This is a genomic window from Faecalibacterium tardum (genome assembly GCF_040096515.1).
Classification (GTDB): Bacteria; Bacillota; Clostridia; order Oscillospirales; family Ruminococcaceae; genus Faecalibacterium; species Faecalibacterium tardum.
The window spans coordinates 1-12,851 of the sequence record NZ_JBBMEO010000020.1 but is presented as its reverse complement, the minus strand read 5'-3'; the positions used below and the strand labels follow the sequence as shown (position 1 = coordinate 12,851).

General features: G+C 60.9%; 13 protein-coding genes. All 13 read left to right on the top strand.

Annotation, left to right across the window (positions count from 1 at the left end):
- The first annotated feature begins 35 nt into the window (after positions 1-35).
- The 13 genes from WMO44_RS10750 to WMO44_RS10690 all read left to right on the top strand — a co-directional run bounded on the left by WMO44_RS10750 (position 36) and on the right by WMO44_RS10690 (position 12,699).
- Positions 36-536 (top strand): conjugal transfer protein TraD, encoded by a 501-nt coding sequence (locus WMO44_RS10750; protein WP_349152585.1) that lies wholly within the window; start codon positions 36-38, stop codon positions 534-536.
- Positions 533-1,816, top strand: a complete 1,284-nt coding sequence (locus tag WMO44_RS10745; protein WP_349152584.1) for a glycoside hydrolase family 10-like protein — start codon at positions 533-535, stop codon at positions 1,814-1,816. Before WMO44_RS10750 ends, WMO44_RS10745 begins: the two co-directional genes overlap by 4 nt.
- 148 nt (positions 1,817-1,964) lie before the next feature.
- Positions 1,965-2,507 (top strand): hypothetical protein, encoded by a 543-nt coding sequence (locus WMO44_RS10740; protein ID WP_243111027.1) that lies wholly within the window; start codon positions 1,965-1,967, stop codon positions 2,505-2,507.
- Positions 2,504-3,421: a DMT family transporter gene (locus WMO44_RS10735; protein ID WP_349152583.1), complete on the top strand. Its 918-nt coding sequence runs from the start codon at positions 2,504-2,506 to the stop codon at positions 3,419-3,421. The genes WMO44_RS10740 and WMO44_RS10735 overlap by 4 nt, the downstream gene beginning before the upstream one ends.
- Position 3,422: 1 nt before the next feature.
- On the top strand, positions 3,423-3,977 hold the full coding sequence (locus WMO44_RS10730; protein WP_349152582.1) for a M48 family metallopeptidase: 555 nt from the start codon (positions 3,423-3,425) through the stop codon (positions 3,975-3,977).
- A gap of 28 nt (positions 3,978-4,005) precedes the next feature.
- The gene (locus tag WMO44_RS10725) at positions 4,006-5,496 is read left to right on the top strand and encodes a lipopolysaccharide biosynthesis protein (protein WP_349152581.1); all 1,491 of its coding nucleotides are present in this window, start codon (positions 4,006-4,008) and stop codon (positions 5,494-5,496) included.
- A gap of 266 nt (positions 5,497-5,762) precedes the next feature.
- Positions 5,763-7,313, top strand: coding sequence for a DUF1538 domain-containing protein (locus tag WMO44_RS10720; protein ID WP_349152580.1), 1,551 nt, complete (start codon positions 5,763-5,765; stop codon positions 7,311-7,313).
- 30 nt (positions 7,314-7,343) lie between these two features.
- Positions 7,344-8,024: a P-II family nitrogen regulator gene (locus WMO44_RS10715; protein ID WP_154252122.1), complete on the top strand. Its 681-nt coding sequence runs from the start codon at positions 7,344-7,346 to the stop codon at positions 8,022-8,024.
- 111 nt (positions 8,025-8,135) lie between these two features.
- A complete protein-coding gene (locus WMO44_RS10710; protein WP_349152579.1) occupies positions 8,136-9,014 on the top strand; it encodes a YitT family protein in 879 nt (292 codons plus the stop codon).
- 105 nt (positions 9,015-9,119) lie between these two features.
- On the top strand, positions 9,120-9,374 hold the full coding sequence (locus WMO44_RS10705; protein WP_005921897.1) for a DUF1858 domain-containing protein: 255 nt from the start codon (positions 9,120-9,122) through the stop codon (positions 9,372-9,374).
- The gene (locus WMO44_RS10700; protein WP_097779108.1) at positions 9,375-10,034 is read left to right on the top strand and encodes a class I SAM-dependent methyltransferase; all 660 of its coding nucleotides are present in this window, start codon (positions 9,375-9,377) and stop codon (positions 10,032-10,034) included.
- A gap of 1 nt (position 10,035) precedes the next feature.
- Positions 10,036-10,812 (top strand): Nif3-like dinuclear metal center hexameric protein, encoded by a 777-nt coding sequence (locus WMO44_RS10695; protein ID WP_349152578.1) that lies wholly within the window; start codon positions 10,036-10,038, stop codon positions 10,810-10,812.
- Between the two features lie 132 nt (positions 10,813-10,944).
- Positions 10,945-12,699: an Rqc2 family fibronectin-binding protein gene (locus WMO44_RS10690; RefSeq protein ID WP_349152577.1), complete on the top strand. Its 1,755-nt coding sequence runs from the start codon at positions 10,945-10,947 to the stop codon at positions 12,697-12,699.
- The last annotated feature ends 152 nt before the right edge of the window (positions 12,700-12,851 follow it).

The following is a 12,851-nucleotide window of genomic DNA, read 5'->3' as shown; positions in this document are numbered from 1 at the left end:
TGCAAGCCGGGCGCAAACGCCCGGGGGAGGGCTTCATGAAGCTTAAATTTACACGCAAGACATGGTATTTCTTTTTGCTGGCTGCAGCGGCAGTGTCCATGCTGGGCGGCTTTGCCGTGCTGGGCGGGATGGATTTTTCCGGGCTGGAAATGATCGTGTTCTGCCTTACCGGCATCGCAGTGCTGTTTCTGGCGGCACAAAAGGGCGCACCGGCAAGGGAAAAGCGCAACTACACCGGCGTGTTCGTGGTGCTGATGCTCAGCAAGCTGGGTGCCAGCGGCTGGGCGGGGGATATCTGCTCGGCGCTGGTGTGGCCTGCTTTGCTGGCAACGGAGTATGAGCGCGGCAGACCCATCCAGCGGCAGTTGCAGCTGGTGAGCGCCGCCGAGGTGCTGCGGCTGGTGTTCTGGATGCTGACCAAGTACGCGGGCATGAGCGGCCTTGCCTTCTGGACGAATATCCTGTTCGTGCTGCTGACCTGTGCCCGGGGCTGGGCGGGACTTACCCTGTATAAGATGCAGGAGGAGACCCTGTGACCCAGCGCCGCAGGACGTCTAAAACCAAGGCGAAACGCCGCTTTGGGCGCAGAGCCTTTCTGGCCGGGGCGGGCGTTGCCGCCTGTGCTGCGGCGGGGTGGTACCTGCGGCAGAAAAGCGATGCAGACCACACTGCTGCCTCCGGGCAGGATACGCCCCCGGCACCCAACCCCGCCCTGCCCGCCGGGGAGTGGCGGGCGGTGTGGGTGAGCTATCTGGACTGGGCGCTGCTGGATTTCTCCACCGAGGACACCTTCCGTGCCGGGGCGGCGCAGCTGCTGGACAATTGCGCAGGGCTGGGGCTGAACACCGTGCTGGCGCAGGTGCGCCCCTTTGGGGATGCGCTGTACTGCAGCAGCCTGTTCCCGTGGAGCCATCTGTGCACCGGGGTGCAGGGCAAGGACCCCGGCTTTGACCCGCTGGATGTCTTTCTGACCGAGGCGCACCGCCGGGGCATCGGGGTGGAAGCGTGGGTCAACCCCTACCGTCTGCGCTCCTCGGCGGCGATGCCGCCGAATCTGGCAGAGAATAATCTGGCAAACACCCACCCGGACTGGCTGTGCACCGCCGGGGAGGGGCTGTACCTGAACCCCGCCGTGCCTGCCGCCGCAGACTATGTGGTGCAGGGGGTGGCGGAGCTTTTGCAGAACTACCCGGTGGACGGCATCCACTTTGACGATTATTTTTACCCCACCACCGACGCCGCCGTGGACGCGGTGCAGTTTGCGGCAAGCGGCGCAGCCGACCTTGCCGCGTGGCGGCGGCAGAACGTTACCGCGCTGGTGGCGAAAGTGTATCGCACTGTAAAGGCGGCAGACCCCACCCTGCGGTTCGGCATCAGCCCGCAGGGCAACCCGGACAACGACCTTGACCAGCAGTACAGCGATGTGACCGCGTGGCTGGCGGCGGGCGGGGAGGAAAAGGTCATCGACTACCTCTGCCCGCAGGTGTACTGGGGCTACGGCTTTACCCTGCACTCCGGCAGCACCCGCTTTGCCTTTGAAAACATCGTCCCGGCGTGGCTTGCCTACCCTCGGGCGGGAGATGTGGCGCTGTACTTCGGGCTGGGTGCGTACCGGGTGGGCACCGGGGATGGCGGCGCGAACCCGGACAGCGTGTCTGGCTGGAGCACCGGCAGCGCGCTGGCGGCGCAGGTAAAGGACTTACGGCAGCAGGCGGCGGGCGGCTGGGCACTGTACCGCTACGGCAGTTTGTTCGGGCCGGAGGCTCCCGCGCTGGCCGAGGCCGAGTGCGCGGCGCTGCGGGCGCTGAATGGGTGAAAATTTGTGCAGAAACAGGCGACAAACCGCACAAAATAAAGACAGGTATCTTGTGCAGAGCGGCAAAATGCGGTATACTTAACTTGTATCTGCCCGTTGGCAGAGACACACGAAAAAGAAAAGTTTCTTTGTTTCTATGAGGAAAGCTATGAAGATGAAAAAACAGCTTTTGGCACTGCTGCTGGCGGCGGTGATGGTGCTTAGCCTGACCGGCTGCAAGGAGACCCTGAAAAAGGTGGCGCAGAAGGTGACAGGCCACTCCGAAGAAGTGCAGGAGGAGGACACCACCCGCTGGGCGGAAGCTACCACCGACCCGCTGATCATTCAGGGCATTGCGGATGCCTCGGCAAAGTATGCCACCGCCACCGCAGACGGCTGCCTGTATGCGGTATTCAACGGGATATGGAGCCGTAATACCGGCTACTTTACCGTGCCGGGCGGCAGTGTGAACATTATGGCCTGCGGCACCGCCGAGGGCACCCAGAAGTTCAAGGTGGCACTGTGGAAAAAGGTGGACGGCGGCGCAGAGTATGTGCCGGACAGCACCTACTACTTCAAGACCGATGGCACCGACTACCGCTGCACCATTTCCGGGCTGGACCCGGCGGCGCAGTACCGCGTGACCATCTCGTATGATTCCAGCCGGTACTACCTGTACGGCCTGATGAAGGTGGAGGGCATTGCCGGATGACGAACCAGACGAGAAATTCAATGCTGCTGATGCTGTGTGCCCTGATCTGGGGCACAGCCTTTGTGGCGCAGAGCGCCGGTTCCGGCATGGGCGCGTTCTCCTTTCTGGCGGGGCGCAGCTGGATGGCGGTACTGGTGCTGCTGCCCACGGTTAAGGCGTTTGACGCCTTGCACCACCGGCAGGGCAGGCCGGACGGCAAGCCCAAAACGGCGGCAGAGCGCAAGCTGCTGCTGAAAGCCGGGCTTATGTGCGGCACGCTGCTGTTTTTAGCCAGCGCGGCGCAGCAGCTGGGCATCACGCTGGACCCATCTACCGCAAAGGCGGGCTTTCTGACCGCCATGTATGTGGTGCTGGTGCCGGTGTTCGGCCTGTTTCTGGGCCGCAAGGGCAGCGCACAGCTGTGGGTGAGCATGGCCATTGCCGTGGTAGGGCTGTATCTGCTGTGTATGAAGGACGGCTTTGGCAGCATCCAGAGCAGCGATTGGCTGCTGCTTTTGTGCGCGGTGCTGTTCAGCTTCCAGATCATGGCGGTGGATCATTTCTCCCCGCAGATGGACGGCGTGCGCCTGAGCCTTGTGGAGTTTTTTGTGGTGTCGGTGGAAAGCACCGTGGCGGCGCTGCTGTTCGAGCAGCCTGCCATGGCAGAGTTTGTCACCTTCGCCGGGCCAATCCTGTACTGCGGCATCATGTCCAGCGGCGTGGCCTACACCCTGCAGATTCTGGGTCAGCGGGACCTGAACCCCGCCGTTGCCAGCCTGATCATGTGTCTGGAAAGCGTATTCAGCGCCTTGGGCGGCTGGCTGCTGCTGCACCAGAACCTTTCTATCCGGGAATCTTTCGGCTGCGTGCTGCTGTTTGCCGCCGTGGTGCTGGCGCAGCTGCCCCTTGGCCGCCTGATGCGGAGCAAGGCCTGAGATGCCGGCAAAGCCGTGCACCCAGCTGCGCAGCGTGGAGGGCATCCAGTACGAGCTGGTGCGCAAAAAGGTAAAGCAGCTGCATCTGCGGGTGCGCAGCAACGGCACCGTGATGGTAAGCATCCCTTTGACGGCCAGTCTGGAACAGGTTGACCGTTTTGTGCTGCAAAACGCCCAGTGGATCCGGGATACCCGGGTGAAGAACATCACCAAGCGGAACAGGGACAACGCCGACCTGCCGGACAAGGCCACGGCACTGGCCTACTTTACCGCCATGAGCGATAAGGTCTACCCGGCCTTTGCCGGGGTGCTGGGCGGGCAGAAGCCCGTTCTGAAGGTGCGCAGCATGACAAGCTGCTGGGGTGTGTGCTGCCCGGCTAAGCGGCAGATCACCTTTGCCTTGCAGCTGTATAACCAGCCCCCGGCGGCGCAGATCTATGTGGTAGTACACGAGTACTGCCACTTTTTGCAGTTGAACCACAGCCCGGCATTCTGGGCAGAAGTGGAAAAGCTGCTGCCGGACTGGAAGGCCCGGCGGGAGCTGCTGAAAAAATAATCTATCGTAAAAACGGAGGGAAATTCCCTTGGAAAACGAAAAAAAGACCGGTGATAAATATTCCAAACTTGCCGGCAATACCCTGATCTTTGCAATCTCCAGCTTTTCGTCCAAGCTGCTCACTTTGATCGTACAACCCTTTCTGACCTACGCCATGGCGGAGATCTCGGATCTGGGTCTGTCCAAGATTTTGAGCCAGTACGCCAATCTGCTCATCCCCTTTGTGTCTATGGGAATGTCCAACGCCATCATCCGCTTTGGTCTGGACAAGGGCAACAGCGAAAAACAGGTGTTCACCAACGGCCTGCTGACCATTCTGGGCGGCTTTGGCATTTTGGTGTTGTGCTGGCCGGTCACCCAGTTTTTGCCGGATATGGCGCAGTACGGCCTGCTGATCTACATTTATGTGCTCATGAGCTGCCTGCGCACCCTGTGCACCCAGTTCGTGCGCAGCCGCCAGTGGAATAAGCTTGTGGCAGTGGACGGCGTGCTGTGCACCGTGGCGACCATGGCGTTCTATGTGCTGTATCTGGTGGGCTTCAAGTGGGGCGCCAACGGCTACCTGCTGGCCATCATCAGCGGCGACCTGACCAGCGTGCTGTTTTTGCTGTTCACCGGCAAGCTGTGGAACTATGTGGAGCTGAAGGGCGTCAACAAAAAGCTGTGGCGGCAGATGCTCAACTTCTCGCTGCCCATGATCCCGGCGCAGATCAGTTTCTGGATCATCAATGCGTCCGACCTGTTCTTTGTGCGCGAGATGTGCGAGGGGCTGGACGGGCGTACCGGCAACGCATGGAGCGGCCTGCTTTCCACCGGCTACTTCCTGCCCACCATCCTGACCACGCTGGGTCTGATCTTCTACGATGCGTGGCAGCTTTCCGCCGTCACCGAGGAGGAAGGGCGTGCGCGGTTCTTTACCCAGATCTTCCGCACCTATTCCAGCGTGCTGTTCTGCTGCGCAGCGGGCATTATCTGGCTGTGCCGCCCGGTGATGCACGTCATGAAGTCCAACTATTACTACGCATGGCACTTTGTGCCGTTCCTCGTGCTGGCTTCCACCTGCAGCTGCTTCAACCAGTTTATGAACAGCGTCTACGTTGTGACCAAAAAGTCGCAGCGCAGCATGCTCACCATGATGGCGGGTGCTATCAGCAACTGCATCATGAACTACTTTTTCATCAAGCTGTGGGGGCCTGTGGGCGCGACCTATGCGTCCTTCCTTGGCCTTGCGCTGGTGTTCACCCTGCGTGCGGTGGACGCCCGCCGCATGATCGGGATGCACGTCCATCCCGCGCGGGTGCTGGTGAATGCGGCAGTGCTGGTGTTTGAAGCCTTTGTACTGCTGGCAGAGCCGCCGCTGTACGGGCTGTGGACGGGGCTGATCACGCTGGCGGTCATCCTGTACAACTTTGCGGGCGTATGGGCCATGGCGCGGGTGCTGCTGCCCCGTCTGCTGGGCCGCCGGGGCAAGGCGCTGGTAGCCGCCGTGGACGGCTGGCTGAAGCCGAAAAAGGCGTAAAGCGGGACGATTTTGAATGGCCGCCGCGTGCGCTTTGGCCATATTCAGCGGAAAAATTATTTATAAGTTCGGAATACCGGAGCATCTGCGGACGCTCCGGTATTCCCTTTTCATGGGGAAGGACATAAAGGTGAGTAGCATATTTTTACAATTTATGGAACTTGCTCAAGCTTTTTCCTTCTGCGGATTGACGGCATTCCTCTGAATCTGTATACTATAAATATATCTTGTACAAAAGTGTACAAACAGGATACAGACGAAAGGCGGTGGACATCATTCTCAGACGATCGCTCCCAAAACTGCGGGAAAAGCTTTTGGAGGCGCTGCAGGCGGTGCTGCCCATTGTGGCCATTGTGCTGGTGCTCTGCTTTACGGTAGCACCGGTATCGCCCAGCATCCTGCTGTGCTTTTTGCTGGGCGCTGCCATGATCGTGGTGGGCATCATGTTCTTTACTCTGGGTGCAGAGATGAGCATGACCCCCATGGGCGAGCGGGTGGGTGCAGTCATCACCCGCAGCCGCAAGCTGCCCCTCATCCTCGTGCTCGGCTTTTTGCTGGGTTTCCTTATCACCATCTCCGAGCCGGACTTGCAGGTGCTGGCAGATCAGGTGCCCTCCATCCCCAGCGGCACGCTGATCCTCTCGGTGGCGGCGGGCGTGGGCCTGTTTCTGGTCTTTGCCTTTCTGCGTATGCTCATCGGCGTTGCGCTGCCAAAGCTGCTGGTGCTGTTCTATGGGCTCATCTTTCTGCTGGCGGCCTTTGTGCCCAAGGAGTTCCTTGCCGTGGCGTTTGACTCCGGCGGCGTGACCACCGGCCCCATGACCGTGCCCTTTATCATGGCGCTGGGCGTGGGTGTTTCTGCTATCCGCAGCGACCGCCATGCGGCAGACGACAGCTTTGGTCTGGTGGCCATGTGCTCCATCGGCCCTATTCTGGCAGTGCTGACGCTGGGCATCGCGTTCCGCGCAGCGGACAGCACCTACATCCCGCCCGTTCTGCCGGAGGTGGCAGACTCGGTGGAGCTGTGGCAGCTGTTCCGGGAGGGTCTGCCCACCTATCTGGCTGAGATCGCCCGCTCGCTGCTGCCCATCGTGCTGATGTTCGGAGCATTTCAGCTCATCGCCCTGCGGCTGGACCGCCGCACACTGGGGCGCATCGGCGTGGGCCTTGTGTATACCTATATCGGCCTTGTGCTCTTTCTGACCGGCGCAAACGTGGGCTTTATGCCCGCCGGTAACTATCTGGGTCAGGTGCTGACAGGCGGCGGGATGCGCTGGGTGATCATTCCCATCGGGATGCTCATCGGCTACTTCATCGTCAAGGCCGAGCCTGCGGTCTATGTGCTGAACAAGCAGGTGGAAGAGGTGACCGACGGCGCCATTTCGGCGCGGGCTATGGGTCTGGCGCTTTCCGCAGGCGTGTCCATCTCGGTGGGTCTTGCCATGGTGCGGGTGCTGACCGGCATCTCCATCCTGTGGTTCCTTGTGCCGGGTTATGCATTCGCCATCAGCATCTCCTTTGTGGTGCCCAAGCTGTTTACCGCCATTGCGTTTGACGCGGGCGGCGTGGCTTCCGGCCCCATGACCGCCACCTTCCTGCTGCCGCTGGCGCAGGGTGCCTGCGTGGCGGTGGGCGGCAATATCGTCACCGATGCTTTCGGCGTGGTGGCGATGGTCGCCATGACTCCGCTGATCACCGTGCAGATGATGGGTCTGGTGGCGCAGCTGCGCACCCGCAAGGCACGGACGGCGCAGCCCGCTGCGGTGCTTGCCACCGTGTTTGCAGACCTGCCGGATGACGCCATTATCGAGCTGTAAAGGAGGCAGAACGTGAGCAGTTTGTTTTTGATGATCACCATCACCGACCGCCGCTCTACCGATGGCTTTTTGCAGCTGTACAAAAGCCACGGCGTAACGGTAAGTATGCGCACCGTAGGTTCCGGCACGGCGGTGCAGGAGACCCTTTCCACCCTTGGGCTGGAAAAGACCGAAAAAGCGGTGCTGCTGGCCGTGGTAACGGCAGAGAGCTGGCAGAAGATCCAGAAGGATCTGCGCCGCAAAATGCAGATCGATGTGCCGGGCACCGGCATTGCGTTCATTGTGCCGCTGAGCAGCATTGGCGGCAAACGGGCGCTGATGTTCCTCACCGAGCACCAGCCCCTTACATGGAAGGAGGAGAGCACCTTGAAGGATACCCGCTATGAACTGCTGCTGGTGGTGGCAAATCAGGGCTACACCGGCTCCATTATGGATGCTGCCCGCACCGCCGGTGCAGGCGGCGGCACGGTGATCCATGCAAAGGGCACCGGCATGGAGGGTGCAGCCGCCTTTCTGGGCGTGGAACTGGTGAACGAAAAGGAGCTGGTGCTCATCGTCAGCCGCACCAGCCAGAAAAACACCATCATGAAAGCCATCATGGAGGGGGCAAACCCCAAGGCGGGCGCTATCGTGTTCTCGCTGCCGGTGACCGATACCGCCGGTCTGCGGCTGATGGAAGAGGACGAAGCCCAGCCGGAAGCTGCCCTTTGACCCCTTAAAATTGATCCCGATATCCGCATTTATCGCCGAAGGCTTGATAAATGCGGATATTTTCGTTATCATAGTAGAAGATACTTCAACTATAAACAAAGGAAGATGAAGATGACGCAATTAACACGCAAGCAGCAGCAGCTCTTCAATGCACTGTCCATCGTAGTGGGCAATGCGATGTATGCGCTGACTGTGGTATTATTTCTGATGCCCTCCGGCCTCATCACCGGCGGTGCTACCGGTATCGCACTGGCTTTCAACAAGGTCACCGGACTGCCGGTGTCCGCAGTACTGTTCGTGGTCAACGTGGTCATGCTGCTGCTGGGCTGGTGGGTGCTTGGACGCCGCTTTGCCCTGAACACCATGGCAAGCACGGTGCTCAGCCCCTTTTTTATGGCGCTGTGGGAGCACTTATTGGGCAATCTTGTACTGACCGATGATCTGGTGCTGAACACCGTATTCGCGGGCTTTGGCATCGGCATCTCGCTGGGCATCACCATCCGCGCCGGTGCTTCCACCGGCGGTATGGATATCCCCCCGCTGGTGCTGAACAAGTGGTTCCACCTGCCGGTGTCCAGCACCATGATGACCTTCGACTTTATCATTCTGGCGGCGCAGGCGGCGTTCAGCCCGGTGCGGCAGTCCCTGTACGGCGTGGTGATGGCGATCATCTACACGGTCGTGCTGGACAAGGTGCTCATGCTGGGCACCACCCGCACCGAGGTAAAGATCATCAGTGCCAAGTCCGATGAGATCTGCGCCGCTATTTTTGCACAGCTGGACCGCGGCGTGACCATCCTGCACGGCGAGGGCGGCTATCTGCGGGAGCCGGAGTCGGTGCTGCTGAGCGTGGTCTCCAACCGGCAGCTGCCAAGGCTGGAAAAGCTGGCGCATACCATCGACCCCACCTGTTTTATGATCGTGAGCCATGTTACCGAGGTGAGCGGGCGCGGCTTCTCGCTGGAAAAGGACTATCAGGTGGAGGAGTAAGCGGATTTCCCCAAGGCTCTTGCAAAACTGCCCCGGTTTGGGGTATAGTATAGAGGAACAGTAGGTTATACTGTATCTCACCCAAAACAGAAAGGAAAAGCTATCATGTTTGATATTTTCAATATGCTCAAAAAAGAGGCACACACCGCACCCAAGCAGGTGACCCGCGATACCATCATCGGCGACATTCTGGATATGGACCAGACCACCGCACCCTACTTTATGGAGATCGGGATGCACTGCCTGGGCTGCCCGGCTTCCCGCGGGGAGACCATCGAGGAAGCCTGCGAAGTGCACGGCGTGAACTGCGACGAGCTGCTGGAGAAGCTGAACACCCATCTGGCAGCCAAGAAGGCCTGAGTGCTGCCCACACTGGATGCGCGTCTGACCGCAGCGGCAGAGCTGGTGCGCCCGGGACAGCCGGTGGCGGACATCGGCTGCGACCACGGCAAGCTGACGGCGGTGCTGGCGGCTTCGGGCAGATACCCGAAGGTCATCGGGGCAGACCTGCGCCCCGGCCCGCTGACCAAGGCAAAACAGACGCTGGAAAATGCAGGTTGTCTGGACCGCGCTGAGCTTCGGCTCGGCGACGGTCTTTCTGTGTTGTCTGCCGGGGAGGTGGGCAGCATCGTGCTGGCGGGCGTGTCAGCACAGACTACTTGGGAGATCATCGAAAAAGCGCCGTGGGTGTCCGCTGTGGGCGGGCCGCGCCTTGTCATGGTGCCCGCCACCCGGCACAGCGAGCTGCGCCGCTGGCTGTGGCAGCATGGCTTTGCCCTTGTGGCCGACCGCCCGGTGCAGGCCGCAGGCCGCTGGTATGCGGTGATGGCGGCAGAGTACACCGGCGAGGTGACAGAGCCCACCTTTACCCAGTGTCTGCTGGGGGACACCGGCCGCTGGCCGGAGGGCGCGGGCTACGCCGCATGGCAGCGGGCAAAGCTGCCCCGGATGCGGCTGGGCGTGCCGGACGGCAGTCCGCTTGCCGCAGAGATGGATGCCATTCTGAAAGAGGGAAACTGAAATGACCACGGTACAGCAGGTATACGAAGTAATGCAGCGGCTTGCCCCGCCGGAACTGGCAGAGCACTGGGATAACCCCGGCCTGCTGGTGGACTGCGGCGGCGAGGTGCGCCGGGTGCTGGTGACGCTGGACATCACCCCGGAGGTGGTGGCAGAAGCTGCGGCAAAGCAGTGCACGGTCATCGTGGCGCACCACCCGGTCATCTTTGACCCGCTCAAGCGGCTGTGCCCCGCCGATGTGCCCTATCAGCTGGTGCAGGCGGGCATTTCCGCCATTTGTATGCACACCAATCTGGATGTCGCCGAGGGCGGAGTGAACGATGTGCTGGCGGATATTTTCGGCATCCGGCAGCGCACCGCCTTTGCGGACGGCTGCGGCCGGGTGGGGGACATCGACCCCATCACCGTACCGGAGCTGGCCGCACTGGCGCAGCATAAGCTGGCAGCCCTGTGCAACGCACCGGACAGCGGCACGGCAGTACAGGTGAAGTTTGCCAACACCGGAAAGCCGGTGCGCCGGCTGGCGGTCATCAGCGGCGCGGGCGGCAGTCTGTTTGCCGAAGCCATCGCCGAGGGCGCGGACTGTCTGCTGACCGGCGAAGCCAACCACCACCATGCACTGGACGCCAAGCGGCTGGGACTTTCCCTCATTGCGGCGGGGCATTACGCCACCGAGTTCCCGGTAACTGCCGCTGTGGCGGCTGCCCTGCGCGCCGCCCTGCCGGAGGTAGAGGTGCTGGTGAGCACCGAGAACCGCGACCCGTATACTTATTTATAAAAAAGAGAACCCTCTCCGTCATTGCTGCGCAATGCCACCTCCCCCGAAAGGGGGAGGTCTTTCAGCATAAACCGAAAAACTGGCAACGCCGCAGGCGACTGAGAGGATTATAGATAAAACGAGGTAAACACTATGGCACTGGATGCCGCGACACTGGCACTGACGGCAGCGGAGCTGAAAGCCACCCTGACCGATGCCAAGATCGCAAAAATTTTTGAACCTACCCGGGATGAGCTGGTCATCACCCTGCGCACCCGCACCGATACCTATGCCCTGTTGCTGTCTGCCCGCAGCGGCTCTGCCCGGGTGTGCCTGACCGAGGAGACCTTTGAAAACCCCGAGACGCCGCCCTCCTTCTGTATGCTCATCCGCAAGCACCTGACCGGCGGCAGACTGTTGGATGTGCACATGGAACCGGGCGACCGCATCGTCTACTTTGATTTTCAGTGCACCAACGAGATGGGCGACCTTGTGCGCAATACCCTGTGCGCGGAGCTGATGGGGCGCTACTCCAACCTTGTGCTGGTGCAGAGCGGCAAAATTATCGACGCCCTCAAGCGGGTGGATTTTGAGGACAGCGACGTCCGGCAGCTGCTGCCGGGCTTGCCCTACACCACGCCCCCCAAGCCCGTCCGCCCGGATTTTCTGCTGGTGAGCAGCGCATCCATCGTGGCAGCGGCCTGTCAGCGGGAGCTGCCGGTGGCGGATGCTCTGAACAAGACGGTAGCCGGTGTAGGGCCGGTGGTCTGCCGCGAAGCCGCATGGCGCGCCTTTGACGGGGAACATCTGCCCGCCAACGAGCTGACCGATGCCCAGAAGCGCAGCCTGATGGCAGCAATCGACGAGCTGAAGGAGCTGCACGCGCAGGGCGGCTGTCCCTGCAGCGTCACCGCGCCGGACGGCAAGCCGGTGGAGTATACCTTCTTCCGTCCGCAGCAGTACGGCGAGCAGTACACCATCCGGGAGTGGCCGTCCTTCAACGCGATGCTGGAGGGCTACTACGCCGAGAAGGACCGCGCCGAGCGGCTGCGCACCAAGAGCAAGGAGCTGCACAAGGCGGTGCACAATATGTATGACCGCGCCCTGCGCAAGCAGGCAGCACGGCAGGAAGAGCTTGCTGCCAGCGGCAAAAGCGAAAAGCTGCGCCTGTACGGTGAGCTGCTGTCTGCCAACCTCTATCTGGCGCAAAAGGGCATGAAGAGCCTGACCGTGCCCAACTGGTACGACGAGGGCAAAGAGGTGACCATCCCGCTGGATCTGCGGTTTAGCCCCAGCCAGAACGCCCAGAACTTCTTCAAGAACTACAAAAAGAAGCAGACCGCCGCCCGGATGTTGGTAGACCTGCTGGCCGAGGGCGAAAAGGAAATCGCTTATCTGGAAACGGTGCTCTACGAGGTGGAAAGCGCCTCCGGCGAAGCCGCCCTGAACGAGATCCGCATGGAGCTGAAAAATCAGGGCTACCTGAAATACTACAAGCAGCGGGACAAAAAGCAGAAGCCTGCGGACTTTCTGCGCTATACCTCCAGCGATGGCTTTGAGATCCTGGTAGGCCGCAACAACGCCCAGAACGACAAGCTCACCCTGCACACCGCCCGGGGCAAGGATTTATGGTTCCATGTGCAGAAAGCCCCCGGCAGCCATGTTGTGGTCATGAGCCGGGGCGAGGACATCCCGGACACCACCAAGCAGGAAGCGGCGGAGCTGGCGGTCATCCATTCCAGCGCCTACAAGGCGGGCACCGGTGCCAAGGTGGCAGTGGACACCACCGAGGTGAAGAACATCTGGAAAGCAAACGGTGCCAAGCCCGGCATGGTGCTGTACGAGGTGTACACCACCGTCTACATCACCCCGCGCGAGGGGCTGGAAGAGCAGCTGAAGAAGAAATGATTTGAATTTTGGGGTTCTGAAAAGGCTGCGGTTGCGTAGCCTTTTCAGAACCCCTTTTTCACGGGAGAGACGCCCTCTCAGGCGCTCCCGCGCCAGATTCCCCTTTTTGTCACCTGCGGTGACATCTTCCCCCGGAGCGGGGGAAGTCTTTC

What these genes read in the sequence shown, in the direction of transcription:
- WMO44_RS10750 (WP_349152585.1), top strand. Translation starts at nt 36, where the DNA reads ATGAAGCTTAAATTTACACGCAAGACATGGTATTTCTTTTTGCTGGCT.
- WMO44_RS10740 (WP_243111027.1), top strand. Translation starts at nt 1,965, where the DNA reads ATGAAGATGAAAAAACAGCTTTTGGCACTGCTGCTGGCGGCGGTGATG.
- WMO44_RS10735 (WP_349152583.1), top strand. Translation starts at nt 2,504, where the DNA reads ATGACGAACCAGACGAGAAATTCAATGCTGCTGATGCTGTGTGCCCTG.
- WMO44_RS10730 (WP_349152582.1), top strand. Translation starts at nt 3,423, where the DNA reads ATGCCGGCAAAGCCGTGCACCCAGCTGCGCAGCGTGGAGGGCATCCAG.
- WMO44_RS10715 (WP_154252122.1), top strand. Translation starts at nt 7,344, where the DNA reads ATGATCACCATCACCGACCGCCGCTCTACCGATGGCTTTTTGCAGCTG.
- WMO44_RS10710 (WP_349152579.1), top strand. Translation starts at nt 8,136, where the DNA reads ATGACGCAATTAACACGCAAGCAGCAGCAGCTCTTCAATGCACTGTCC.
- WMO44_RS10705 (WP_005921897.1), top strand. Translation starts at nt 9,120, where the DNA reads ATGTTTGATATTTTCAATATGCTCAAAAAAGAGGCACACACCGCACCC.
- WMO44_RS10695 (WP_349152578.1), top strand. Translation starts at nt 10,036, where the DNA reads ATGACCACGGTACAGCAGGTATACGAAGTAATGCAGCGGCTTGCCCCG.
- WMO44_RS10690 (WP_349152577.1), top strand. Translation starts at nt 10,945, where the DNA reads ATGGCACTGGATGCCGCGACACTGGCACTGACGGCAGCGGAGCTGAAA.